The organism is Streptomyces sp. DSM 42067 (assembly GCF_055792885.1).
The window spans coordinates 6756712-6780739 of record NZ_CM147706.1; the positions used below are offsets into that span (position 1 = coordinate 6756712).

Annotated in this window: 22 protein-coding genes; 16 read left to right on the forward strand and 6 right to left on the reverse strand. The window is 70.9% G+C overall.

The genetic code is table 11. The features are described 5' to 3' along the window. Positions 1–67: 67 nt before the first annotated feature. From ACSMXV_RS30630 to ACSMXV_RS30665, 8 genes are all read left to right on the forward strand, one after another. A complete protein-coding gene (locus tag ACSMXV_RS30630; RefSeq protein WP_473174378.1) occupies positions 68–2839 on the forward strand; it encodes a DNA translocase FtsK in 2772 nt (923 codons plus the stop codon). 212 nt (positions 2840–3051) lie between these two features. Beyond that, complete coding sequence (locus tag ACSMXV_RS30635) at positions 3052–3894, forward strand: helix-turn-helix domain-containing protein (RefSeq protein ID WP_473174379.1); 843 nt, start codon at positions 3052–3054, stop codon at positions 3892–3894. 88 nt (positions 3895–3982) lie between these two features. Next, complete coding sequence (rimO, locus tag ACSMXV_RS30640; protein WP_473174380.1) at positions 3983–5467, forward strand: 30S ribosomal protein S12 methylthiotransferase RimO; 1485 nt, start codon at positions 3983–3985, stop codon at positions 5465–5467. Next, positions 5464–6300, forward strand: a complete 837-nt coding sequence (gene pgsA / locus ACSMXV_RS30645; protein ID WP_473174381.1) for a CDP-diacylglycerol--glycerol-3-phosphate 3-phosphatidyltransferase — start codon at positions 5464–5466, stop codon at positions 6298–6300. The genes rimO and pgsA overlap by 4 nt, the downstream gene beginning before the upstream one ends. Continuing rightward, the gene (locus ACSMXV_RS30650; protein WP_473174382.1) at positions 6297–6821 is read left to right on the forward strand and encodes a CinA family protein; all 525 of its coding nucleotides are present in this window, start codon (positions 6297–6299) and stop codon (positions 6819–6821) included. The genes pgsA and ACSMXV_RS30650 overlap by 4 nt, the downstream gene beginning before the upstream one ends. Positions 6822–6930: 109 nt before the next feature. Continuing rightward, complete coding sequence (locus ACSMXV_RS30655; RefSeq protein ID WP_473174383.1) at positions 6931–7305, forward strand: helix-turn-helix domain-containing protein; 375 nt, start codon at positions 6931–6933, stop codon at positions 7303–7305. A 235-nt stretch (positions 7306–7540) separates the two neighbouring features. Beyond that, positions 7541–8029, forward strand: coding sequence for a Dps family protein (locus ACSMXV_RS30660; RefSeq protein WP_473174384.1), 489 nt, complete (start codon positions 7541–7543; stop codon positions 8027–8029). Between the two features lie 102 nt (positions 8030–8131). Beyond that, complete coding sequence (locus ACSMXV_RS30665) at positions 8132–8395, forward strand: hypothetical protein (protein ID WP_473174385.1); 264 nt, start codon at positions 8132–8134, stop codon at positions 8393–8395. 277 nt (positions 8396–8672) lie between these two features. Here ACSMXV_RS30665 and ACSMXV_RS30670 read toward each other — a convergent pair whose 3' ends face one another. From ACSMXV_RS30670 to ACSMXV_RS30680, 3 genes are all read right to left on the reverse strand, one after another. Continuing rightward, on the reverse strand, positions 8673–9437 hold the full coding sequence (locus ACSMXV_RS30670) for an SDR family NAD(P)-dependent oxidoreductase (RefSeq protein ID WP_473174386.1): 765 nt from the start codon (positions 9435–9437) through the stop codon (positions 8673–8675). A 98-nt stretch (positions 9438–9535) separates the two neighbouring features. After that, positions 9536–10333: a DNA-formamidopyrimidine glycosylase family protein gene (locus ACSMXV_RS30675; RefSeq protein WP_473174387.1), complete on the reverse strand. Its 798-nt coding sequence runs from the start codon at positions 10331–10333 to the stop codon at positions 9536–9538. Positions 10334–10553: 220 nt separating this feature from the next. Beyond that, complete coding sequence (locus tag ACSMXV_RS30680; protein WP_473174388.1) at positions 10554–15296, reverse strand: ATP-dependent helicase; 4743 nt, start codon at positions 15294–15296, stop codon at positions 10554–10556. 144 nt (positions 15297–15440) lie between these two features. Between ACSMXV_RS30680 and ACSMXV_RS30685 the strand changes: the two genes are divergently transcribed. The 3 genes from ACSMXV_RS30685 to ACSMXV_RS30695 are packed head-to-tail and all read left to right on the forward strand — an operon-like array spanning position 15441 to position 17421. Further along, positions 15441–16340 (forward strand): AraC family transcriptional regulator, encoded by a 900-nt coding sequence (locus ACSMXV_RS30685; RefSeq protein WP_473174389.1) that lies wholly within the window; start codon positions 15441–15443, stop codon positions 16338–16340. Then, positions 16304–17116 carry an AzlC family ABC transporter permease gene (locus ACSMXV_RS30690; protein WP_473174390.1) on the forward strand — a complete coding sequence of 271 codons (813 nt, stop codon included), beginning with the start codon at positions 16304–16306 and terminating at the stop codon, positions 17114–17116. The genes ACSMXV_RS30685 and ACSMXV_RS30690 overlap by 37 nt, the downstream gene beginning before the upstream one ends. Next, positions 17113–17421 carry an AzlD domain-containing protein gene (locus tag ACSMXV_RS30695; RefSeq protein ID WP_473174391.1) on the forward strand — a complete coding sequence of 103 codons (309 nt, stop codon included), beginning with the start codon at positions 17113–17115 and terminating at the stop codon, positions 17419–17421. Before ACSMXV_RS30690 ends, ACSMXV_RS30695 begins: the two co-directional genes overlap by 4 nt. Positions 17422–17620: 199 nt before the next feature. Here the strand turns inward: ACSMXV_RS30695 and ACSMXV_RS30700 are convergent, their stop codons facing one another. Continuing rightward, positions 17621–18583 (reverse strand): hypothetical protein, encoded by a 963-nt coding sequence (locus ACSMXV_RS30700; protein WP_473174392.1) that lies wholly within the window; start codon positions 18581–18583, stop codon positions 17621–17623. A gap of 78 nt (positions 18584–18661) precedes the next feature. Here ACSMXV_RS30700 and ACSMXV_RS30705 point away from each other — a divergent pair, with 78 nt between their 5' ends. The 5 genes from ACSMXV_RS30705 (at position 18662) to ACSMXV_RS30725 (ending at position 22805) form a co-directional block, all read left to right on the forward strand. Beyond that, positions 18662–18856, forward strand: coding sequence for a DUF3046 domain-containing protein (locus ACSMXV_RS30705; RefSeq protein ID WP_473179110.1), 195 nt, complete (start codon positions 18662–18664; stop codon positions 18854–18856). 101 nt (positions 18857–18957) lie between these two features. Continuing rightward, positions 18958–20277, forward strand: coding sequence for an AI-2E family transporter (locus ACSMXV_RS30710; protein WP_473174393.1), 1320 nt, complete (start codon positions 18958–18960; stop codon positions 20275–20277). Between the two features lie 497 nt (positions 20278–20774). Continuing rightward, the gene (gene recA, locus ACSMXV_RS30715; RefSeq protein ID WP_473174394.1) at positions 20775–21899 is read left to right on the forward strand and encodes a recombinase RecA; all 1125 of its coding nucleotides are present in this window, start codon (positions 20775–20777) and stop codon (positions 21897–21899) included. Between the two features lie 3 nt (positions 21900–21902). Beyond that, positions 21903–22634, forward strand: coding sequence for a recombination regulator RecX (gene recX / locus ACSMXV_RS30720; protein ID WP_473174395.1), 732 nt, complete (start codon positions 21903–21905; stop codon positions 22632–22634). Between the two features lie 42 nt (positions 22635–22676). Beyond that, complete coding sequence (locus ACSMXV_RS30725; protein WP_473174396.1) at positions 22677–22805, forward strand: hypothetical protein; 129 nt, start codon at positions 22677–22679, stop codon at positions 22803–22805. 154 nt (positions 22806–22959) lie between these two features. On the opposite strand, the gene ACSMXV_RS30730 is transcribed toward ACSMXV_RS30725, so the two are convergent. Beyond that, positions 22960–23361 carry a rhodanese-like domain-containing protein gene (locus ACSMXV_RS30730; RefSeq protein ID WP_473174397.1) on the reverse strand — a complete coding sequence of 134 codons (402 nt, stop codon included), beginning with the start codon at positions 23359–23361 and terminating at the stop codon, positions 22960–22962. Then, positions 23358–24011 (reverse strand): cupin domain-containing protein, encoded by a 654-nt coding sequence (locus tag ACSMXV_RS30735; protein ID WP_473179111.1) that lies wholly within the window; start codon positions 24009–24011, stop codon positions 23358–23360. Before ACSMXV_RS30735 ends, ACSMXV_RS30730 begins: the two co-directional genes overlap by 4 nt. Positions 24012–24028 lie beyond the last annotated feature (17 nt).

The following is a 24028-nucleotide window of genomic DNA, read 5'->3' on the forward strand; positions in this document are numbered from 1 at the left end:
GCGACACGAACGGGTGAAGCCGTGGGCACACGTGTCCCCTGTGCTCTCCGACGGTAACCTCACACCCATGGCCCCACGTCAGCCCGCAGCCAAGAGGTCGCCCGCGAAGAAGGCGGCCGCTCCGACGAAGGCTGCGGCGAAGAAGGCCCCCGCGAAGAGGGCGCCCGCCAAGAAAGCGGCAGCAAAGAGGGCGCCTGCCAAGAAGGCGGCACAGAAGCCCGCGCCGAAGCCGGCTCCCAGTCCGACCGGAGGCGTGTACCGGCTCGTGCGCGCCCTGTGGCTGGGCCTCGCGCACGCCGTGGGAGCGATGTTCCGGGGCATAGGGCGGGGCGCGAAGGGGCTTGACCCGGCGCACCGCAAGGACGGCCTCGCGCTCCTTCTGCTCGGCATCGCGCTGATCGTCGCCGCAGGTACCTGGTCGAATCTGCGCGGCCCGGTCGGCGACCTCGTCGAACTGCTGGTGACCGGTGCCTTCGGCCGCCTCGACCTGGTCGTGCCGATACTGCTCGCCGTCATCGCCGTACGCCTCATCCGGCACCCCGAGAAGCCCGAGGCCAACGGGCGCATCGTGATCGGCCTGTCCGCGCTGGTCGTCGGCGTGCTCGGACAGGTCCACATGGCCTGCGGCGCGCCGGGGCGCGGGGAGGGAAGCGCCGCCATCAGGGACGCGGGCGGGCTCATCGGCTGGGCCGCCTCCACCCCGCTGATCTACACGATGGGCGAGCTCCTGGCCCTCCCGCTGCTCATCCTGCTGACGGTCTTCGGACTGCTCGTCGTCACGGCCACACCCGTCAACGCCATCCCGCAGCGACTGCGGCTGCTCGGCACGAAGCTCGGCGTCATCCAGCCGGCGGCCGAAGAGGACGAGTACGCGACCGAGGACGACGAACGGTACGACGACCAGTGGCGCCAGGCCCTCCCCGCCCGCTCCCGTCGGCGGGGGCAGCCTTCCGCGGAGGCGTACGACCCGGACCATGCGGAGGAGGAGGCCCTGTCGTCCAGGCGGCGCAGGCCGCGGCGGGCCCCCGTACAGCCCGCGCTGGACCGGCCTCTGGACGCCGTCGATGTGGCAGCCGCCGCGGCGGCCGCGCTCGACGGTGCCGTGCTGCACGGCATGCCGCCCTCGCCGCTGGTCGCGGACCTGACGCAGGGCGTCGTGCTGGACCGGGCCGAGCGGGAGCAGTCCGTGCCGGTACCGAACGCACGTACCAAGGATGCTCAGCGGGGCACGGCCAAGGACCCGGCGAAGAACGGCGAATCGCAGGGCGCCGAACACACGTCCACCGTGCCGGACCTGACCAAGGCCGCTCCCGATGCGCCGCGGGATCTGCCGCCCCGTGCCGAACAGCTCCAGCTGTCCGGCGACATCACCTATGCGCTGCCCTCGCTGGACCTGCTGGAGCGCGGCGGCCCCGGCAAGGCGCGCAGCGCGGCCAACGACGCGGTCGTCGCCTCGCTCACCAACGTGTTCACTGAGTTCAAGGTCGATGCCGCCGTCACGGGCTTCACCCGCGGCCCGACGGTCACCCGCTACGAGATCGAGCTCGGACCCGCCGTGAAGGTCGAGCGGATCACTGCGCTGACCAAGAACATCGCGTACGCCGTGGCCAGCCCGGACGTGCGGATCATCTCGCCGATCCCCGGCAAGTCCGCCGTCGGCATCGAGATTCCCAACACCGACCGCGAGATGGTGAACCTCGGTGACGTGCTCCGCCTCGCGGACGCCGCCGAGGACGACCACCCGATGCTGGTCGCGCTCGGCAAGGACGTCGAGGGCGGCTACGTGATGGCGAACCTCGCGAAGATGCCGCACGTCCTGGTCGCCGGTGCGACCGGTTCCGGAAAGTCGTCCTGCATCAACTGCCTGATCACCTCGGTCATGGTGCGTGCGACGCCCGAGGACGTCCGCATGGTCCTGGTCGACCCCAAGCGCGTCGAGCTCACCGCGTACGAGGGCATCCCGCACCTGATCACGCCGATCATCACCAACCCCAAGCGGGCCGCCGAGGCGCTGCAGTGGGTCGTACGCGAGATGGACCTGCGCTACGACGATCTCGCGGCCTACGGGTTCCGGCATATCGACGACTTCAACCAGGCCGTCCGCAACGGCAAGGTGAAGCCGCCCGAGGGCAGCGAGCGCGAGCTTCAGCCGTACCCCTATCTGCTGGTGATCGTCGACGAGCTCGCGGACCTCATGATGGTCGCGCCGCGCGACGTCGAGGACGCGATCGTGCGCATCACGCAGCTGGCGCGCGCGGCCGGCATCCATCTGGTGCTCGCGACCCAGCGGCCCTCGGTCGACGTCGTGACCGGCCTCATCAAGGCGAACGTGCCCTCCCGGCTCGCCTTCGCCACCTCCTCGCTCGCCGACAGCCGCGTCATCCTCGACCAGCCGGGTGCCGAGAAGCTCATCGGCAAGGGCGACGGGTTGTTCCTTCCGATGGGCGCGAACAAGCCGACGCGTATGCAGGGCGCCTTCGTGACCGAGGACGAGGTCGCCGCCGTCGTCCAGCACTGCAAGGACCAGATGGCGCCGGTCTTCCGCGACGACGTCACCGTGGGCGGCAAGCAGAAGAAGGAGATCGACGAGGACATCGGCGACGACCTGGACCTGCTGTGCCAGGCCGCCGAACTGGTGGTGTCCACGCAGTTCGGATCCACCTCGATGCTCCAGCGCAAGCTGCGCGTCGGCTTTGCAAAGGCAGGCCGGCTGATGGATCTGATGGAGTCACGGAACATCGTCGGGCCCAGCGAGGGGTCCAAGGCACGTGACGTTCTTGTGAAGCCGGATGAGCTGGATGGAGTGCTCGCGGTGATCCGTGGGGAAGCTCAACCGTAGGACGACCGGAAAGCTCACTCGCAGGACGACGGAAAGCAACCGTTTCCCTTCCGCATACGTCAAGTTGAGGGAGGGAAGGCACCGTGTCCCACCATCAGCATGTCGGTCCATGCTGTTGGCGTACAAAGTGCGACCGCCCGGTTGCCCGACCCTTTCGTACCCCCCCTAGACTGAACCTCCAGCAGGTGGCTACACGCTCGAAAGGCGCCCCCGTGTCCATCGGCAACTCCCCCCAAGACGACCGCCCGTCGGAAGACGACGACCTGTTCGCAGACGACCGTCCCTCCATCGGCCGGATCCTCCAGCAGGCACGTATCGACGCCGGACAGACCGTCGAAGAAGTCAGTACCGTCACGCGGGTGCGCATCCCGATCGTGCATGCGATCGAACAGGACGACTTCACCCGCTGTGGCGGCGATGTGTACACGCGCGGCCACATCCGCACAATTGCGCGAGCGGTCGGCATCGATCCCGCCCCGCTTCTCGAGCGGTTCGCGGCCGAGTATGGCGGGCGGCCCGCGCCGACCCCTGCCGCGCCCATGTTCGAGGCTGAGCGCATCCGGCCCGAACCGCGACGCCCCAACTGGACGGCGGCCATGGTGGCCGCGATCGTCGCCGTGATCGGCTTCGTCGGGTTCACGCTGTTCAGCGGTGAGGACGGCGCGGACGGGTCGACACAGGTGGCTGAGGGGTCGACGTCGGGCAGCAGCAAGCCGACGCCCAAGCCCAGCCCGACCAAGACCGAGGAGACCAAGCCCGACCCGTCGGACAGCGCGATCGCGGCGGCGCCCGCGGACAAGGTCACCGTCATCGTGAGTGCTGCGGACGGCCGCAGCTGGATCTCCGCCAAGGATGTCAACGGGCGGCTGCTGTTCGACGGCATTCTGGAGCAGGGGCAGACGAAGACCTTCGAGGACAACCAGCAGATCGACCTCGTGCTGGGTAACGCGGGCGCGATCCAGCTGGCCGTGAACGGCAAGCCCATCGAAGACAAGTTCGAGACCGGTCAGGTCGAGCGCCTCACGTATACGAAGGGCGACCCCGAGGCCGGGTGAGCGCGGGGCGGCCGGAGGGCGACCACCGGGTGATCTTGAGGTAACCCTCCCGGCGGGGGCTGTCAGCGGGACAAAGTAGTCTGGGGCCATGCCCGAACGCCGTACCGTCGCACTGGTCACTCTTGGCTGCGCCCGTAACGAGGTGGACTCGGAGGAGCTCGCAGGCCGCTTGGAGGCGGACGGCTGGGAGCTCGTCGAGGACGCCGAAGACGCGGACGTAGCCGTCGTCAACACCTGTGGTTTCGTGGAGGCCGCCAAGAAGGACTCGGTGGACGCCCTCCTCGAGGCCAACGACCTCAAGGGGCACGGCCGCACTCAGGCGGTGGTGGCGGTCGGCTGCATGGCCGAGCGATACGGCAAGGAGCTCGCCGAAGCGCTGCCCGAGGCGGACGGCGTGCTGGGCTTCGACGATTACACGGACATCTCCGACCGTCTTCAGACCATCCTGAACGGCGGCATCCACGCCTCGCACACCCCGCGCGACCGGCGCAAGCTGCTGCCGATCAGCCCGGCGGAGCGGCAGTCCGCCTCCGGCGTGGCGCTTCCCGGGCACGGCGACTCCGCGGACGTCCCCGAGGACCTTCCGGAAGGTGTGGCACCGGCCTCCGGGCCGCGGGCGCCCCTGCGGCGGCGGCTCGGCGGTGCGACCCCCGTCGCCTCGGTGAAACTCGCCTCCGGCTGCGACCGGCGCTGCTCGTTCTGCGCCATCCCTTCGTTCCGCGGTTCGTTCATCTCCCGGCGGCCCTCCGACGTCCTGGGCGAAACACGCTGGCTCGCTGAGCAGGGTGTCAAGGAGATCATGCTGGTCTCCGAGAACAACACCTCGTACGGCAAGGACCTCGGCGACATCCGGCTCCTGGAGACCCTGCTGCCCGAACTCGCCGCCGTGGACGGGATCGAGCGTGTCCGCGTCAGCTATCTGCAGCCCGCCGAGATGCGGCCGGGGCTGATCGACGTCCTGACGTCCACGGAGAAGATCGCGCCCTACTTCGATCTTTCGTTCCAGCACTCCGCGCCGGGCGTGCTGCGCGCCATGCGGCGCTTCGGTGACACCGACCGGTTCCTGGATCTGCTCGACCAGATCCGGTCCAAGGCCCCGGCGGCCGGTGTGCGGTCCAACTTCATCGTGGGCTTCCCCGGCGAGACCGAGGCTGACCTGGCGGAGCTGGAGCGGTTCCTCACGGGCGCGCGGCTGGATGCGATCGGTGTCTTCGGGTACTCCGACGAGGAGGGCACGGAAGCGGCGACGTACGAGAACAAGCTCGACGAGGAAGTCGTCGCCGAGCGGCTCGCGCACATCTCGCGGCTCGCGGAGGAGCTGACATCCCAGCGGGCCGAGGAGCGGACGGGCGAGACCCTCGAGGTGCTCGTCGAGTCCGTCGACGGTGAGGAGGGCGTGGTCGGCCGGGCGGCGCACCAGGCGCCCGAGACTGACGGCCAGGTGGTGTTCACGAGCGGCGAAGGCCTGCGCGTCGGACTTATGGTCGAGGCGAAGGTGGTCGGCACCGAGGGCGTCGATCTGGTTGCCGAGCCGCTCCAGGGCAGCGCGTGTACCGAGGAGGCGGGCAGATGACCGGAGTGCCGGCGTCCGCGGCAGGCGGCTCCGGCGCACCGGGCGCTCAGGGGACGAAGCCGGCGCGCGGGGGAAAGTTGGGCGCCGCGGCCGTCAACGAGGCCAGCCTCTGGAACATCGCCAACCTCCTCACCATGGCCCGGCTGCTGCTGGTGCCGGCCTTCGTGATGCTCATGCTCGCCGAGGGCGGGTACGACCCAGCGTGGCGATCCCTGGCCTGGGCGAGCTTCGCGATCGCCATGATCACCGACTTGTTCGACGGTCATCTGGCGCGGACATACAACCTCGTCACCGACTTCGGGAAGATCGCCGACCCCATCGCCGACAAGGCGATCATGGGGGCGGCCCTGATCTGCCTCTCGGCCCTCGGCGATCTGCCCTGGTGGGTCACCGGTGTGATCCTCGGGCGTGAGCTGGGGATCACACTGCTGCGGTTCTGGGTCATCCGGTACGGGGTGATTCCGGCGAGTCGCGGCGGCAAGCTCAAGACGCTGACGCAGGGCGTCGCCGTCGGGATGTACATCCTGGCGCTGACCGGGCCGCTCGCCACGCTGCGCTTCTGGGTGATGGCCGTGGCGGTCGCGCTCACCGTGGGGACCGGGCTGGACTATGTGAAGCAGGCCGTGGTGCTGCGGCGGCGGGGAAGGGCGTCTGAGAAGGCGGCGGCCGAGAAGCCCTCGGACGAGGGCTCCGGCGGGGAGAGCTCCCCGCAGGCGGGCCCCCAGGATGCGGGCTCGAACGGGCGCTCCCCTGATGAGCTTGCTCTGGAGGAGGGCGCGGCGGCCAGGCGTGCGGCGGACGGCCGAACGGCGGGCGAGGAGCCCGAGCGGTGACGACCGCGGCTGCCGAGGTGGTGCGACTACTGAGGGTGAGAGGCGAGACGCTCGCCATCGCCGAATCGCTCACCGGCGGCCTGGTGGCCGCGGAGGTCACGGGAACACCCGGGGCCTCCAAGGCGTTCAGAGGTTCGGTGACCGCGTACGCGACGGATCTGAAGCAGAAGCTGCTGGGTGTCGACGGCCCCCGATTGGCCGAGTGCGGCGCCGTGGATCCCGAGGTGGCGCTGCAGATGGCCGCCGGGGTGCGCGAGGTGCTCGGCGCCGACTGGGGCATCGCGACGACCGGCGTCGCCGGGCCCGAGCCGCAGGACGGAAAGTCCGTCGGTACGGTTTATGTGGCGGTCCGTGGACCGGTCGGTGGCGGCAAAGTGGCCGCGCTGCGATTGAACGGCGACCGGGCGGAAATCCGTATGGAGAGTGTACGCAGCGTGTTGGCGCTGTTGCTCGAGGAGCTCGCCGGCGAGCAATCCGGGAATGCGCGGGCGCAGGATACGGAAGAGAACGGGGGGACTTGATGTTTGCAGCCCTGAGTGAACACGACATCGCTCCCCGCACGGCCGCGGCGCAAGGCGGTACGGTGGGGCGTGAAGGATGCGGCTACACGGTCCGAGGAGGGAGCCACCGATGATTCTGCTCCGTCGCCTGCTGGGTGACGTGCTGCGTCGGCAGCGCCAGCGCCAGGGCCGTACTCTGCGCGAAGTCTCCTCGTCCGCCCGAGTCTCACTCGGCTATCTCTCCGAGGTGGAGCGGGGGCAGAAGGAGGCTTCCTCCGAGCTGCTCTCCGCCATCTGCGACGCGCTTGACGTACGGATGTCCGAGCTCATGCGCGAGGTGAGCGACGAGCTCGCCCTCGCCGAGCTGGCCGAGTCGGCAGCAGCCAGCGCGCCGGTGCGCACACCGGTACGCCCCATGCTCAACTCCGTCTCGGTGACCGGTGTGCCACCGGAACGGGTGACGATCAAGGCGCCAACGGAGGCGGTGGACGTCGTCGCCGCGTGACGCTCACGCTTGCGTGAGAGCCCCGGCCGGGGCCGTTCGGGAGTCATCCCGGACGCTCTTCGGCCGGGGCTTTCGCTGTGTCGGAGGCTTGCTCTGATGTGACCCGATTCATCCGCTTGTGCCATGGTTGTGGCAGTCGGTCCTGGTGGAGCGGCGGCAACTCGGGGATTCCGAGATCCGGCATGTGCCAGACACGGGAGATCTGTGAGATGTGCGAGAAGCGGAGGACTGTCGGATGTACGTCGTGAAGAGTCCGTTGTCCGAGGCGGATCTGAAGACCGTGTCCGAGGCGTTGCAGGGCGCCCTCGTCGACTTGGTGGATCTCTCGCTCGTCGCCAAACAGATCCACTGGAACGTGGTCGGTCCACGTTTTCGCTCCGTGCATCTGCAGCTCGACGAGGTGGTGGACACGGCGCGCCTGCACTCTGACACCGTGGCGGAACGGGCCTCGACGCTGGGCGTCCCACCCGATGGGCGCGCGGCGACCGTGGCGGGCAGCAGCGGAATCGGTTCTGCTCCGGAAGGCTGGATCAAGGACACCGAGGCGGTCGCGACGCTCGTGGGCGCACTGGGCGCCGTGATCGCGCGCATGCGGGAGCGGATCGCGGCCACTGGTGACGCGGATCCCGTGAGCCAGGACGTCTTCATCGGCATCACGGCGGATCTCGAAAAGCATCACTGGATGTTCCAGGCGGAGAACGGCGGAGAGCGGCTGGGTGGCTGACGGGGCCCTGGATAGCTGAGGGACCCCTTTGAGGTATGGCATCGGGCATGGAGTCGTCGGCGACGTTCTAGGGACGGTTGGCGTCGGCTGGAGGTGGCGGCCATGGCAGGGCGGATCGTGCGCTGGGCGCCGGCCCTGGCAGTGGGCGCCCTGTGGTGGTGGGCCGTGCTCCGGCTCGCGCTCGCTCGGGACGCCGGGGTGCTGGAAGCCACCGTGGCCGTGGGCGGCTGGGGACTCAGCCTGCTGCCGGTGCACTGTGTGCCGAAAACACGGGCCACGGGGGTCGTGGGGGCGGTTCACCTGCTCGCGGGGCTGAAACGGCGGCGGGCACGCATGCGGCGTCGGCGCCCGCGGCCTGCCGGGTAGGGCGATCCCGGGCCGCCGGGTAGGGCGCTGCCGGTCCGCCGGTAGGGCGATCGCGGTTGTCGTCCTGCCGATGGTGTCGTCCTGCTCGCGGCGATCCTGGGTGTGGTCCGGCTGGCGGTGATCCTGGGTGTCGTCCTGCTGACAAGGGATGGTGGTGTCGTCCTGCCGACAGGGGTGTGGAACGGGCGCGTGTGCCGGTCCGGGCATGGCGCGTGTGCCGGCCGAGCGTGGCGCGTCTGCCGGCGGGGGTGGCGCGTCTGCCGACCGTGGGTCCGGACTACCAGGGCATGGCGACGCCGCCGTTCGGGCGGAGGATCTGACCCGTCGTGAAGGACGAGGCGTCGGAAGCCAGGTACAGGACGGCGTGGGCGATGTCCTCCGGCTCACCGACGCGGCCCAGCGGAGACATTCGGGCCATGAGTCCCTCGACGCCGGCCTGGGCCTCGGCGTCTTCGCGGTCGGTCATGGGCGTGCGGATCCAGCCGGGGGCCACGGCGTTGACGCGAATGCCGTGCGCGCCCACCTCCGTGGCGAGAGTCTTGGTGAGCTGGACGACCGCGGCCTTCGCCGCGCCGTAGCAGAGCAGGCCGGGGCCGCCGGTGTCGACGGCCCCCGAGGCCATGGTGACGATGCTGCCCCGTGTGCCCGTCGCGATCATGGACCGGGCCGCCTCCTGGCATGCGTACAGCACGCCCTTGAAGTTGACGCTCAGGACGCGGTCCAGGTCCTCGTCGCGCGTCTCCAGGACCGGGCTGCGGTGCATGATCCCGGCTATGGCGGCCATGACGTCGAGTCGGCCGGCCGCGGCGACGGCCTGGGCGAACTGTGGTCTGTCGGTCACATCGAGCGGGTGCGTATGGGCGGTGCCACCCCTGTCCTTGATCAGGGCGGCCGTCTCGTCGAGGCCCCGGATGTCGCGGTCCGCGCAGTGGACGGCGGCTCCGGCCTCCGCGAGGAGCACGGCAGTGGCACGCCCTATGCCGCTTGCGGCGCCGGTGACGAAAGCGGTGCGTCCGGTGAGGTCGTACGCGTCGACGGGCATGAGGCGACGGTACGAACTTTTCTGACGGTCAGTCAATTAGGCGTGGGCGGGCGGCTCGTAGGGGCCCGGGAAGTTGGCACGTTTGGCCTTCGCTGGTTCTACGGAGGTGTAGGCCCCCGTTGGCAGGTCGGGCACCAGTAGGTGGGGCGTTGCCGGCTTCCATCGCCCTGGTCGGCGGAGCGGATGGAGGTACGACAGCGCAGACAGGGGCGCGGCGCACGGCCGTAGACGTACAGGCGCTGGTCGCGGCGGCCCGTGGTGGAACGGGACAGGCGGTCGCGGTTGGCTTCGAGGACCTTCTTGGCGAGCGCGGGTAGTTGCGCGGCGGCGTCGTCGGTGAGCTCGCCGACGGGGAGCCAGGGCGTGACACGGAGGAGGAAACAGAGCTCGCTCTTGTAGACGTTGCCGATGCCCGCGAGATTGCGCTGGTCGAGCAGTGCCTCGCCGAGGGCGCGGGCCGGGTCCCGGAGCAGGTTGCGCAGCGCGAGGTCGGGATCCCAGTCCGGGCCGAGCAGGTCGGGGCCGAGATGGCCGACGGCCCTGTGCTCGTGGGTGGTGCGGAGCAGTTCCAGTACGGGGAGGCGGTAGCCGACGGCCGTGCTGTCAGTGGTGCCGAGGATCGCCCGGATTTGGTGCCCGGGACCGCCCCGCCAGCGCTCGCCGGGGGCGTACACCCGCCACGAGCCCTCCATACCGAGGTGCGAGTGCATGGTCAGCCCGCCCTCGATACGGGTCAGCAGGTGCTTCCCGCGCGGGATGACCTCCAGGACCGTACGACCCGTCAGATCGGCCGTGGCGTACTTGGGCACGCGCAGGTCGGACCGGATCAGCACATGGTCCGCAAGGGCAGCGTGCAGCTGATGCGCGGTGTGCCAGACGGTGTCTCCTTCGGGCATGGGTCAAGGGTGGCACGGGCCGGTGGCAGGGCTGGTGCGGTGGGTGGGGTTGCACGGGCGGACGGCAGGGCTGGTGCGCGGCGGGGTTGCATGGGCGGGTGGCAGGGCTGGTGCGCGGCGAGGTCAAACGGGCAGGTGGCACGGCTGTGCGGCGGATCGCGCGGGAGGTCGCATGGCTGGTGTGGCCGCCGAGAGTGCGGGAGACGGCGGGGGCCCGCCGTCAGGCCCGTATGCGCAGGCCGCGCGGCGTCGCGTGGAAGCCCGCTCCTTCCAGTAGGGCGGCGAACGGGGATGTCAGAGCGGAGGCGCCATTGATCCGCTCCACCGTGATCGTGCCGAGTGAGCCGGCCCGGGCTGCGGCTGCCAGGGACTCGGCGGCCGCGTGCAGACGCGGGTCGGCGGCGGCGGGGTCGTCCGGGGCGGTAGGCCAGGCCAGGAGGGTCTTGCCGCCGCGCTCCATGTACAGGGCCAGCTCGCCGTCGACGAGGACGACCAGGGAGCCGGCCTTGCGTCCCGGCTTGTGCCCGGCGCCGTCCGGGGGCTCGGGCCAGGACAGGGCCGCGCCGTAGGCATTCGCGGGGTCCGCGGCCGCGAGCACCACGGTCCGCGGACCACCCGGCCGCGAGCGAGTGGGCGCCCATCCGGGGCCGACAGGCCTGCCGTGGTAACCGTCCGGGAAGGCGCCCGGGTCGCCCGGGAACACCCCCGACTCCTGACCAGGTATCGCCTCGCCGCGCTCCTGCGCGGTGGCCGCAGCGCGCAGCCGGTCCACCGCGCCGTCCATCGCGAACTGCGCGGCGCCGAGCCCCTCGACGACATAGCCGCGGCGCGCCTGACCGCTCTCCTCGAAGGCCGACAGAATCCGGTACGTCGCCGAGAAGCCGCCCTCCACGCCCTCCGCGGCCACCGCACCCCGGGTCACCACACCGTGCCGGTCCAAAAGGACGCGCGCCAGGGCGTGAGCGCGCAGCGTCGGGTCCGGCTCGCGCGTCGGAAGCAGCGACCAGCGCCCGGCCACCGTGGGCGGGCCGGAGCGAGAAGCGGGGCGGGCGGCTGCTGTCAGCGTGCCGTAGCGGCCGCGCGGGATGGTGCGCTTGGCCCGGTGCGCCGTGGAGCCCGCGGTGCGACCCGAGCCGAGGAGTGAGCGCATCGGGGCGAGCGTGTCGTTGGTGAGCCGGCCGGACCAGGCCAGATCCCAGATGGCATCGGCCAGTTGGGGATCCGTGGCGTCCGGGTGGGTGGTGGCCCGGACCTGGTCGGCGATCTGGCGGAAGAAGAGTCCGTAGCCGCCGGAAAGGGTTTGAAGGAGGGACTCGTGGAGGGCCGTCAGCTCCAGGGGGTGGGGCGGTGGAAGCAGCAGGGGAGCGGAGTCGGCCAGGTACAGGGAGACCCAGCCGTCCTTGCCCGGGAGGGCTCCGGCGCCTGCCCACACCACTTCGCCGGCGGCCGTCAACTCGTCGAGCAGCGACGGCGTGTAGTCCGAGACGCGGGAGGGCAGGACAAGCTTCTCCAGGGCCGACGCAGGCACCGACGCACCCTGCAGCTGCTCGATGGCTCGCACCAGGCCGTCCACTCCACGCAGCCCATGCCCGCTCAGGTGCTGCCACTGGGGCAGGAACTGGGCGAGTGCGGCGGGCGGCACCGGCTCCAGTTCGTGGCGTAGCGCCGCGAGGGAACGGCGGCGCAGCCGACGCAGCACCGCCGCATCGCACCACTCCTGACCGATGCCCGCGGGGTGGAACTCCCCTTGTACGAGACGGCCGCCCGCCGCGAGGCGGTGCAGGGCCCCCTCGGTGACCGCGGTTCCGAGGCCGAAGCGGGCTGCGGCGGCCGCCGAGGTGAACGGGCCGTGCGTGCGCGCATAGCGGGCGAGCAGATCGCCGAGCGGATCCTTCACCGGCTCGGTGAACGCCTCGGGGACGCCCACGGGGAGCGCGGTGCCCAGCGCGTCCCGCAGCCGGCCCGCATCCTCGACCGCCGCCCAGTGGTCCGACCCCGCGACACGGACGCGAATCGCGCGGCGGGCGCCGGCCAGCTCCTGTGCCCACTGAGGCTCGGCGCCCCGCTCGGCCAGCTCGGCGTCCGTGAGGGGGCCGAGGAGACGGAGCAGGTCGGCGACGCTCTCGACGTCCTTGGCGCGGCGGTCCTCGGTGAGCCACTGCAGTTCCTGTTCCAGCTCGGTCAGGACTTCGGCGTCCAGGAGCTCGCGCAGCTCGGCCTGGCCCAGCAGTTCCGCGAGGAGACGCGAGTCCAGCGACAGCGCCGCGGCGCGCCGCTCGGCCAGCGGGGAGTCGCCCTCGTACAGGAACTGTGCGACGTATCCGAACAGCAGCGAGCGGGCGAACGGGGACGGCTCGGGCGTCGTGACCTCGACGAGGCGGACCTTGCGGGACTCGATGTCGCCCATCAGCTCCGTGAGGCCCGGGACGTCGAAGACGTCCTGAAGGCACTCGCGCACTGCCTCGAGGATGATCGGGAAAGACCCGAACTCGCTGGCCACCTGCAGAAGTTGTGCCGCCCGCTGGCGCTGCTGCCACAGCGGGGTGCGTTTGCCAGGGTTGCGGCGCGGCAGCAGCAGGGCGCGGGCCGCGCACTCCCGGAACCGCGCGGCGAACAGGGCCGAGCTGCCGACCTGGTCGGTGACGATCTGGTCGACCTCGTCCTTGTCGAAGGTGACATCCGCCGCGCCCACGGGCGCCTGCTCCGTGTCGTATTCGGTGCCGACGCTCATGGGCTCCTGGTCGAGCAGGTCCAGGCCCATGAGATCGGCGTCCGGAAGGCGCAGCACGATGCCGTCGTCGGCGTGCATGACCTGCGCGTCCATGCCGTACCGCTCGCCGAGGCGGGCACCCAGCGCCAGCGCCCACGGGGCGTGGACCTGGGCGCCGAAGGGGGAGTGGACGACGACCCGCCAGTCGCCCAGCTCGTCGCGGAACCGTTCGACGACGATCGTGCGGTCGTCCGGGACATGGCCGCAGGCCTGGCGCTGCTCGTCCAGATATGCCAGGACGTTGTCCGCGGCCCATGCGTCCAGGCCCGCGGCCACCAGCCGCAGGCGGGCGTCGTCCTTGGGCTGTGAACCGACCTCGCGCAGGAATGCGCCCACCGCACGGCCCAGTTCGAGGGGGCGCCCCAGCTGGTCGCCCTTCCAGAACGGCAGCCTGCCAGGGACGCCGGGTGCGGGGGACACCAGCACGCGGTCACGGGTGATGTCCTCGATGCGCCAGGACGTGGTGCCCAGCGTGAAGACATCGCCCACCCGCGACTCGTACACCATCTCCTCGTCGAGCTCGCCGACCCGGCCGCCGCCCTTCTTCGGGTCCGCCCCGGCGAGGAACACGCCGAAGAGTCCACGGTCGGGAATCGTGCCGCCCGAGGTGACGGCCAGCCGCTGTGCGCCTGGGCGGCCCGTGACCGTACCGGCGACGCGGTCCCACACCACGCGGGGGCGCAGTTCCGCGAAGGCGTCCGACGGATAGCGGCCCGCGAGCATGTCCAGCACCGCTGTGAAGGCCGACTCCGGCAGCGATGCGAAGGGCGCCGCGCGGCGGACCATGGCCAGCAGATCGTCGACCTGCCAGGTGTCCATGGCCGTCATGGCGACGAGCTGCTGTGCCAGCACGTCCAGGGGGTTGGCCGGGACCCGCAGGGACTCGATGGCGCCGGTGCGCATGCGCTCGGTGACCACGGCGGCCTGCACCAGGTCGCCCCGGTACTTGGGGAAGACCACGCCCGTGGAGACCGCGCCCACCTGGTGCCCCGCGCGGCCCACGCGCTGGAGGCCGGAGGCCACCGACGGCGGCGACTCGACCTGGACGACGAGGTCCACGGCTCCCATGTCGATTCCCAGCTCCAGACTGGACGTGGCCACGACTGCGGGGAGCCGGCCCGCTTTCAGGTCCTCCTCGACGAGCGCGCGCTGCTCCTTGGACACCGAGCCGTGGTGCGCGCGGGCGATGACCGGGGGTGCGCCCAGTGCGGCGCCCGAGCCGCCCATCAGCTCGGCCGGGCCGTGCGTCTCCTCCAAGGGCTCGCCCGTCGCCCGTTCGTACGCGATTTCGTTGAGCCTGTTGCACAACCGCTCCGCGAGACGGCGTGAGTTGGCGAACACGATCGTGGAGCGATGGGCCTGGACGAGGTCGGTGATCCGCTCCTCGACATGCGGCCAGATCGACGGCCGCTCGGCGGCCTGCCCGGAGTCGGCGACAGGGGATCCCCCGAGCTCCCCGAGATCCTCGACCGGGACGACCACCGATAGGTCGAACTCCTTGCCCGACTCCGGCTGGACGATCTCGACCTTGCGTCGCGGTGAGAGATAGCGGGCGACCTCGTCCACCGGGCGCACCGTCGCGGACAGGCCGATGCGCCGCGCCGGCCGCGGCAGCAGCTCGTCGAGCCGCTCCAGGGAAAGCGCCAGATGCGCACCGCGCTTGGTACCGGCGACCGCATGCACCTCGTCCAGGATCACCGTCTCGATGCCCGTCAGCGCATCGCGCGTGGCAGACGTGAGCATCAGGAAGAGCGATTCCGGCGTCGTGATCAGAATGTCCGGCGGTCGTGTGGCCAGCGCCCTGCGCTCGGCGGGCGGGGTGTCGCCGGAGCGGATGCCGACCTTCACCTCGGGCTCGGTCAGCCCCAGACGCACCGCCTCCTGACGGATACCGGTCAGGGGGCTGCGCAGATTCCGCTCCACATCGACCGCGAGGGCCTTCAGCGGGGAGACGTAGAGCACGCGGCAGCGCTTCTTCGGATCGGCCGGGGGAGGCGTCGATGCCAGCTGGTCCAGGGCGGCGAGGAACGCGGCCAGCGTCTTGCCGGACCCGGTGGGGGCGACCACCAGCACGTCCGAACCCTGCGCGATGGCCCCCCACGCCCCGGCCTGGGCGGCCGTGGGCGCGGAGAAGGCACCCGTGAACCAGCCGCGGGTGGCGGGGGAGAAGGCGTCGAGCGCAGACCTGACCATGCCCCCCATCGTGCACCCCGCCACTGACAATGGCTCCGACCTGCGCAATACGGTGACTCGGGCCTGCGCGAACACGCTGGTGACAGGGGTGCGGGCCCTCGGTGGCTGCTCCGGGCCCACGACGGCTGGCGCAGAATGGAGCGCATGGCGGGTACAGGGGAGCGGGCACGGCACTGGCAGTACGAGGAGCTGCCCGGCGTCGATCTGCTGCGCGCCCGCTACATCCGCAAGACCTTCGTCCGGCACACGCATGAGAACTTCGTGATCGCCGCCATCTCCGACGGAGTCGAGGTCTTCCACCACGGCGGAGCCGATCAGTACGCGGGTCCGGGGGCGCTCGCCCTCGTCAATCCGGACACCCCGCACACCGGCCGCGCCGGCGTCCCGGAAGGCTGGCGGTACGGCGCGGTCTATCCGGCGCCGGACCTCGTGGCCGCCATCGCCGCCGAGACGACCACGATCCGCGGCACCCCCGGCTTCGTCGAGCCGGTCCTCGACGACCCGTACGCGGCGCGCCTGGTCCACGAGGTGCTGCGTGCCGCCGAGGAAGGCAACGCGCTGGCCGCCGACACCCTGCTGAGGGTGGCGGTGACGCGGCTGCTGCGGCTCAACGGCGGCCCGCTCCAGCAGCGGATCGTGCGCAGCGCCGGGGCCCGTCTCGCGGCACGCGCGCGTGCGCGGCTGGAGGAGCGGCTGACCGATCCCCCGTCGCTGGAGCAGCTCGCCGAAGGTCTCGGCACCAGCCCCTTCGCTCTCCTTCGTGCCTTCCGGGACACCTACGGCATGCCGCCGCACGCATGGCTCACCGACGCGCGCGTACGTGCCGCCCGACGGCTCCTCGACGCTGGAACGTCACCCGCCGACGCGGCCGTCACCGTCGGCTTCACCGACCAGCCGCACCTCAACCGGCACTTCGCACGCATCATCGGGGTGCCTCCAGGGGCGTACCAGCGGGAGCGCAAGAACGTACAAGACTCGGGCAGGGCACTCCTCGTACCGTCCGAGGCGTGGCAGAACAGACAGCATCCCCACCCTCAGGCATAACCGGCACAGGCGACCTCGGCGCGTCCGCACCGGAGGTCCCGGCCAAGTCCGACGCAGCCGTAGTCCGCGACGCGCTCGGTGTCGGCGTAGCCGTCGGGCTCTCCGGCTTCGCCTTCGGAGTGACCTCGGCGGGCAGCGGCCTCTCAGTGCTGCAAACATGCGCACTCAGCCTGCTCGTGTTCACCGGAGCGTCGCAGTTCGCGCTGGTCGGGGCGCTCGCGGCCGGGGGCAACCCGCTCACCGCTGCCGCGGGCGCCTTCTTCCTCGGCGTACGCAACGCCTTCTACGGACTGCGCCTGTCACAGCTGCTCGCGCTGCCGCGCGCGGTGCGCCCGTTCGCCGCCCAGTGGGTGATCGACGAAACCACGGCCGTCTCGCTCGCACAGCCCACGCGACGTGCCGCTCGCATCGGTTTCGCGGTGACCGGGCTCAGCCTTTACGTGCTGTGGAACCTGACCACGCTGCTCGGGGCGCTGGGTGCCGAGGCCATCGGCGATACCGACGCCTGGGGTCTCGACGCGGCCGGGCCCGCGGTCTTTCTCGCGCTGCTGGCACCGATGCTGCGGACGACGACAGAGCGTGCCGTCGCGGGCATCGCGGTAGTCCTGGGCCTCGGTCTGCTGCCGGTGCTGCCCGCGGGTGTGCCGGTCCTGGTGGCAGCACTGGCAGCGCCTGCCGTCCTCTGGTTGGAGGGCTACAGATCCGGCCGCACTCGGGACGGCGCTGGGCGCCACGGACAGAGGGGCAAGGCAGCGGAAGGTAAGGAAGACCGTTGAACATCTGGATCGCCATCGGCGTGACCGCAGTGGGCTGCTACGCCGTCAAACTCATCGGTCTGCTCGTGCCCGCGGGCGCGCTCGAACGTCCCGTCGTGAAACGGCTGGCTTCTCTGCTGCCGGTCGCGCTTCTCGCCGCGCTCACGGCGCAGCAGACGTTCGCCGACGGACAGGCTCTTGTACTGGACGCCAAGGCCGCCGGACTCGCCGCCGCGGCCGTGGCGCTGCTGCTGCGTGCGCCGTTCCTGCTGGTCGTGGGGGTGGCCGTGGTGGTCACGGCCGCGGTGCGGGCGATGACGGGCTGACGTTGCCGGTTGAGGCCTCGTGGTCTGGTTGGGGCCCTCGGGTCGCGCTGAAAGGGAGCGGGCACCGGGCCGACGGACGCGCGCGTGGGGACTGTGGGACTGTGACGGCACGCGCGCGTGGTCTGCCTCATGTCGTTGCACCCTCGGCAGCGCACCTACGGAGACCGGAGGCGCAGTATCAGACGACGGCGGAGCCGTGTCAGACGATGGCACGCCCGTATGCCCGCAGAGTGCGCAGCGCCTCAATGGTCACGATCGGCCGGGACTCGAGGGCCGTCCCCGGTGCCCACTGCCGCCAGCGGATGGGCCAGCCGCCGTCCTCCTGCTGCTCGCGTTCGAGGAAGTCCAGCGAGCGCTCCATCTCCTCGTCGGTGAACCACGCGCGCGCGAGGGACTCCGGACCGCGCGCGTAGTCGTACGGGAAATGGTGTTCGCCCGGTGCGTAGCCGGTGGCGACGGGGTATGCGTCGAGCTGGTCGGGGTCCAGCACGGCGAGTCGCTGCTCGCGCACCATCCGGCCGAGCCGGTCGGCGGCCGCCTCCGCGCGCGGGCGGTCCGGTGCGCTGTCGAGGAAGACGACGGCCGCCTGGACCTCGTACGGATGGGATTTCCCCAGGGACTCCACCGCCTCCCAGCAGAAGTCGGTGGCCCGGAACAGCCACGCGTGCCACACCTCGTTGCGGTGCAGCAGGCCCACCACGGGACCGGTGGCGAGAAGGCTGCTGGGAGGGTCGTCCGCGACGGGCACGAAGGGCGCTGCCGGGTAGCCGCGCTGGCTGGGATGGATGGCCGGAAGTGCACCTTCCGGTGTCGAGACCGACGACAGATAGCGGCATACGCGCTCCACGCGTTGCCCCCCGCAACGCCCGATCGAGTCCAGCACGCGCAGCGCGTGCCCGGTGTGCAGCGGCTGGCTGACCGGGCCGCGCAGATCGGGTTCGAGCGCGTGACCGTACCCGTCGTCCTCATTGAGGTAGGCGGCCAGGGCGGTCTCGACAGGGTCGGCGCTGCCGTTCAGGAAGTGGTACGCGAACCGCCGCTGCTCGAGCACGCGTGCGGTGAGCCAGATGAACTGCTCGGCACGGGGGAGTGCGCTGTGCGGGGAGCGGGGAGAGAGCGGTGACGCGGACGGGGGGAGTGGGGATGCTCCGGATTCGGCCATGTTCCGACCGTAGGGCGGAAAGCGGTACCAGCAAGCCTCCCGGACATGGCTGCACTCTCAGGGCGGGATACTGGAGCCATGCGGTTGACGGTCTTCTGGCAGCGGATGGTGGAGCACTTCGGTGAGGCGTACGCGGACTCCTTCGCACGCGACCATGTGATGTCGGAGCTCGGCGGGCGCACGGTGCACCAGGCTCTGGACGCCGGCTGGGAGGCCAAGGACGTGTGGCGCGCGGTGTGCAGCGCGATGGACGTGCCGGCCGACATGCGCTGACCGGCCGAGAAGCGCTGACGAGACCCCGGGGAGGGGCGCTGACAAGCCCGATGAGGAAGGGCCCGGAGCCGATTGTCGGTGGTGTGGGCGACACTGGCTCGGTGGCATCGACAGACGAGACCGCGCAGGTGGATCAGGACACGGCTGCGCTCGGCACGCCCCCGCAGGCGACGGCGGGGCGTGCGGCCGGGCGCGGCGTCAGCATGCCGCGCTGGCTGCCGCGCGCCATGGTGCTCGCCCTGGCTCTGGTCGCCTGCTTCCAGCTGGGTACCTGGGCGTTCCACCAGCTGACGGGGCTGCTGATCAACATCCTGATCGCGTTCTTCCTGGCACTCGCCGTGGAGCCCGCGGTGAGCTGGATGGCCGCGCACGGCATGCGCCGTGGAACGGCGACCGGGCTGGTCTTCCTCGCTGTGCTGATCGCGGGCGCGGGATTCGTCACGCTGCTCGGCTCGATGCTCGCCGGCCAGATCGTGAGCATGGTCGAGGAGTTCCCGAAGTATCTCGACTCGGTGATCAACTGGATCAATTCGAGCTTCCACACCGAGCTGAGCCGGGTCGAGATCCAGAACAACCTGATCCACTCGGACTGGCTCCAGAAGTACGTGCAGAACGGCGCGAGCGGCGTCCTGGACGTATCCGCGCAGGTGCTGGGCGGCCTCTTCCAGCTGCTGACCGTCCTGCTGTTCTCGTTCTACTTCGCCGCCGACGGGCCACGGCTGCGGCGCGCACTGTGTTCCGTACTGCCGCCCGCCAGGCAGGCCGAGGTGCTGCGCGCGTGGGAGATAGCCGTCGACAAGACCGGGGGCTATCTGTACTCGCGCGGCCTGATGGCGCTGATCTCCTGCATCGCGCACTACATCCTGCTCGTGGTGCTGGAAGTGCCCTACGCGCCGGCGCTCGCCGTGTGGGTGGGCCTGGTGTCGCAGTTCATACCGACCATCGGTACGTATCTCGCGGGTGCCGTGCCGATGCTGATCGCCTTCACCGTCGATCCCTGGTACGCGCTGTGGGTGCTGGTCTTCGTCGTGATCTACCAGCAGTTCGAGAACTATCTGCTGCAGCCCAAGCTGACCGCGAAGAGCGTGGACATCCACCCGGCCGTGGCCTTCGGCTCGGTCATCGCCGGCACGGCGCTGCTCGGCGCGGTCGGCGCACTGATCGCCATCCCGGCGGCGGCCACGCTGCAGGCCTTCCTGGGGGCGTACGTGAAGCGGTACGTCGTCACGGACGACCCGCGCGTGCAGGGCCACCGGCGCCGGGGCGCGGGACCTGTCCCCGCGCGCGTGTGGCGGTTTCTGCAGGGCCCGAGGGACTCTCGGGTCCCGAGGGTCCCGTGGGCGCGCACTGAAGCTGCGACCGGAACTGCGGAGCAGGAGCAGCGCACTGCGTCGGCCAGCGGACGGGAACCGGAGCAATGACGGCCCGCGCGGGAGCGGTCTGAGGGCTGGGGTGCGGCCGCAGCGCAGGGGATACGGGCACTGTGGCGCCCGCACCCGTACTGACCGGCAGGTCCGAGCCCGCTGTACGCGGTCGATCCGGACTCGCTGTGCCCGGCCGCCTGGACACAGCCGTAGCAGGCGGTGCGGCGGCGCAACGCTCGCGGTGAGCGGCCGTTCTGAGTTCGCCGGCCCCTCCGAGTCCCCCGGGCGCGGTGCGCCGAGTCCGCCAAGGGCGCGGTGGCTCGAAAACTTCACGTGTCGCACTGGCGGCGAGCCGAGCGATCCGCTTGACACCAAAATCGAACATCCATTCTTATGGAGTGCCCGGCGGTGCTCGCTGGGGCGAAATCCCGGCGGATTCCCGCGGATTCACCCGAGTTATCCACAGGCCGGGCAGGCGTCGGAGCGCATTGTCAGTGGCAGGCGTTAGCGTCTTTGACGTGAAGCGATCGACTCAAGCAAACCGGGTGGAACCCATGGCAGGAACCGACCGCGAGAAGGCGCTCGACGCCGCGCTCGCACAGATTGAACGGCAATTCGGCAAGGGCGCCGTGATGCGGATGGGCGAGCGGCCGAACGAGCCCATCGAGGTCATCCCCACCGGGTCGACCGCGCTCGACGTGGCCCTCGGCGTAGGCGGCCTGCCGCGCGGCCGAGTGGTGGAGGTGTACGGCCCGGAGTCCTCCGGTAAGACGACCCTGACGCTGCACGCGGTGGCGAATGCCCAGAAGGCCGGCGGCCAGGTGGCCTTCGTGGACGCGGAGCACGCCCTCGACCCCGAGTACGCGCGCAAGCTCGGCGTCGATATCGACAATCTCATCCTCTCCCAGCCGGACAACGGTGAGCAGGCCCTGGAGATCGTGGACATGCTGGTCCGCTCCGGCGCCCTCGACCTGATCGTCATCGACTCCGTCGCGGCCCTGGTGCCCCGCGCGGAGATCGAGGGCGAGATGGGCGACTCGCACGTGGGTCTGCAGGCCCGACTGATGAGCCAGGCGCTCCGGAAGATCACCAGCGCGCTCAACCAGTCGAAGACCACCGCGATCTTCATCAACCAGCTCCGCGAGAAGATCGGCGTGATGTTCGGCTCCCCCGAGACGACGACGGGTGGCCGGGCACTGAAGTTCTACGCCTCGGTGCGCATCGACATCCGCCGCATCGAGACCCTGAAGGACGGCACGGAGGCGGTCGGCAACCGCACCCGCTGCAAGGTCGTCAAGAACAAGGTCGCGCCGCCCTTCAAGCAGGCCGAGTTCGACATCCTCTACGGCCAGGGCATCAGCCGCGAGGGCGGCCTGATCGACATGGGCGTGGAGCACGGCTTCGTCCGTAAGGCGGGCGCCTGGTACACGTACGAGGGCGACCAGCTCGGCCAGGGCAAGGAGAACGCGCGCAACTTCCTGAAGGACAACCCCGACCTCGCCAACGAGATCGAGAAGAAGATCAAGGAGAAGCTCGGCGTCGGTGTGAGGCCGGAGGAGCCGACGGTGGAGCCGGGCGCGGACGCCGCGGTCGCGGCAGCCACGGACGAGGCCCCGAAGTCGGTGCCCGCCCCGGCGGCCAAGGCCGCCAAGTCCAAGGCCGCGACCGCCAAGAGCTGATCCATGACCCGGAGGACCGACTGGCCGGAGTACGCCGATTCCGCAGGGCCGGACGATCCGGCGGGCCGGGGCCGCGGGGGCGCCGGCCCGGGTGGCGGCCCGAGCGGCGGCTTCGGTGAAGGCAGCCGCCGCGATGGGCGGCCCGAGGGCGGTGGCCGTCGGGGGCGCGGCGGATCAGGTCACCAGGACAGCGGCTTCCCCGCCTCGTCGAGGGCCGAGAACGGGGGGCTGCCTGGAGACCCGGCTGAGCAGGCGCGGGCTATCTGCCTGCGCCTGCTCACCGGGACTCCGCGTACGCGTAAGCAGCTCGCCGACGCCCTGCGCAAGCGGGAGATCCCGGACGACGTGGCGGAGGAAGTGCTGTCGCGGTTCGAGGAGGTCGGCCTGATCAACGACAGCGCGTTCGCGGACGCCTGGGTGGAGTCCCGGCACCACGCCCGGGGACTGGCTCGGCGGGCGCTCGCCCAGGAGCTGCGGACCAAGGGCGTGGACTCGAAGCTGATCGACGAGGCCGTCGCCCAGCTCGATTACGAGCAGGAGGAGGCGACCGCCCGCGAGCTCGTCGCCCGCAAGCTGCGCAGCACGCGCGGTCTCGACCGCGACAAACGGCTGCGACGCCTCGCGGGCATGCTCGCCCGCAAGGGCTACCCCGAGGGCATGGCCGTGCGAGTGGTCCGGCAGGCGCTGGAGGAGGAAGGCGAGGAAACGGAGTTCCTCGAGGACGAGGGGTTCTGAACCGAGGGGACTTCCCTGGAGGCGAGGCTCAGCGGAGCCCCGATGACCAGGAAAGCTCGCGCCGGTATGGCATCAGCACCGTCCGCCAGCGCGCTGGCCCTCGTCGCCACCTCGCTGCGGGCGGGCTGCGCTCAGGGTCCAGCCGTGACGCTGGCGACCGCCAAGGGGTAAGGGGCCATACGCAATTGGGCGCGCCCCTTACAGAGAGGCGCCCCCACCTGAGGGACCTGCCCGCGAGGCGGCCCCCTGCCCGGTCCAGGCGCACCCACCTGAGGCTCACACCCACGCACGCAATGGGCCTGGCGGCCCACGCAAGCCTGGGTGCCTACGACGTCACCGGCAGCCCTGCTGCCTTCCATGCCTGGAATCCGCCGACCAGGTCGGTGGCCCGGTGCAGGCCCAACTGGTGCAGGGAGGCCGCCGCCAGGCTCGAGGCGTAGCCCTCGTTGCAGATCACCACGATCCGCAGGTCGTGGCTCGTGGCCTCGGGGGCGCGGTGGCTGCCCTGCGGGTCCAGGCGCCACTCCAGTTCGTTCCGCTCGACGACGAGGGCGCCGGGGATCAGCCCGTCGCGCTCGCGCAGGGCCGCGTACCGGGTGTCGACCAGCAGCGCCTCGCCCGCCTGGGCAGCGTCGTGCGCCTCCTGGGCCTCGATCCGCTCGTAGCCCTCGCGGACCCGCTCCAGCAACTCGTCGATTCCGACCTGCTTTTGGGCGTGTGTGCTCACTGCCAGTCCTCCGGGCGCTCGACGTGCTCCAGACGCAGAACCTGTCCCGTACGGCTGTAGCGGCGGATCTGCGGAAGGGGCGGATAGTAGGCGTGAACGGAGATCGCGTGCCGGCCGGTGGACTCGTTGAGCACCTCGTGCACGTGGTGGCGGCCGAAGGCACGGCCCTGGCCGGCCGGTAGCTGCCGCTCCCGGTCCACCCCCTCGGTGAGTTCGAGGGACTTCCATCCGTCGGCGGGCAACCGGGTGGCGAGCGAGTACTCCTTGAGCTCGCCCGACGCGGTCACGAAGGCGCCGACCGAGTCGGCGTGGTCGTGCCAGCCGGTGCCGGTGCCCGGCGGCCAGCCGATCAGCCAGGCCTCGCTGCCGCCGGGGCCCTCGAGATGCACCCAGGTGCGCCCCTCGGGGTCGAGGGGGAGTGAGGCGATCAGTTCGGCGTCGGCGGCCACGCGCCGTACGAAGTCGAGGAGGTCCGCCTGCGTGGGGACCCGGGCGGGAGCTTCGGCATGTGCAGGGACCGCTGCGGCCGAAGAGTCCGAAGAGAGTCCGGAGACAGCAGGTACAGGTACAGCAGGTACAGCAGAGACAGAGGGGAGAACAGACACAGGCACCGTCCTGATGGGCGTTCGCGGGGGTGCGCGGCAACGCATCAGCGGCGCGCGCGGAA

Excerpts from the sequence above, each read along its gene's own strand:
- ACSMXV_RS30630 (WP_473174378.1), top strand. The coding sequence starts at position 68 with ATGGCCCCACGTCAGCCCGCAGCCAAGAGGTCGCCCGCGAAGAAGGCG.
- rimO (WP_473174380.1), top strand. The coding sequence starts at position 3,983 with ATGCCCGAACGCCGTACCGTCGCACTGGTCACTCTTGGCTGCGCCCGT.
- pgsA (WP_473174381.1), top strand. The coding sequence starts at position 5,464 with ATGACCGGAGTGCCGGCGTCCGCGGCAGGCGGCTCCGGCGCACCGGGC.
- ACSMXV_RS30655 (WP_473174383.1), top strand. The coding sequence starts at position 6,931 with ATGATTCTGCTCCGTCGCCTGCTGGGTGACGTGCTGCGTCGGCAGCGC.
- ACSMXV_RS30660 (WP_473174384.1), top strand. The coding sequence starts at position 7,541 with ATGTACGTCGTGAAGAGTCCGTTGTCCGAGGCGGATCTGAAGACCGTG.
- ACSMXV_RS30665 (WP_473174385.1), top strand. The coding sequence starts at position 8,132 with ATGGCAGGGCGGATCGTGCGCTGGGCGCCGGCCCTGGCAGTGGGCGCC.
- ACSMXV_RS30670 (WP_473174386.1), bottom strand. The coding sequence starts at position 9,437 with ATGCCCGTCGACGCGTACGACCTCACCGGACGCACCGCTTTCGTCACC.
- ACSMXV_RS30675 (WP_473174387.1), bottom strand. The coding sequence starts at position 10,333 with ATGCCCGAAGGAGACACCGTCTGGCACACCGCGCATCAGCTGCACGCT.
- ACSMXV_RS30680 (WP_473174388.1), bottom strand. The coding sequence starts at position 15,296 with ATGGTCAGGTCTGCGCTCGACGCCTTCTCCCCCGCCACCCGCGGCTGG.
- ACSMXV_RS30685 (WP_473174389.1), top strand. The coding sequence starts at position 15,441 with ATGGCGGGTACAGGGGAGCGGGCACGGCACTGGCAGTACGAGGAGCTG.
- ACSMXV_RS30700 (WP_473174392.1), bottom strand. The coding sequence starts at position 18,583 with ATGGCCGAATCCGGAGCATCCCCACTCCCCCCGTCCGCGTCACCGCTC.
- ACSMXV_RS30705 (WP_473179110.1), top strand. The coding sequence starts at position 18,662 with ATGCGGTTGACGGTCTTCTGGCAGCGGATGGTGGAGCACTTCGGTGAG.
- recA (WP_473174394.1), top strand. The coding sequence starts at position 20,775 with ATGGCAGGAACCGACCGCGAGAAGGCGCTCGACGCCGCGCTCGCACAG.
- recX (WP_473174395.1), top strand. The coding sequence starts at position 21,903 with ATGACCCGGAGGACCGACTGGCCGGAGTACGCCGATTCCGCAGGGCCG.
- ACSMXV_RS30725 (WP_473174396.1), top strand. The coding sequence starts at position 22,677 with ATGACCAGGAAAGCTCGCGCCGGTATGGCATCAGCACCGTCCGCCAGC.
- ACSMXV_RS30735 (WP_473179111.1), bottom strand. The coding sequence starts at position 24,011 with ATGCGTTGCCGCGCACCCCCGCGAACGCCCATCAGGACGGTGCCTGTG.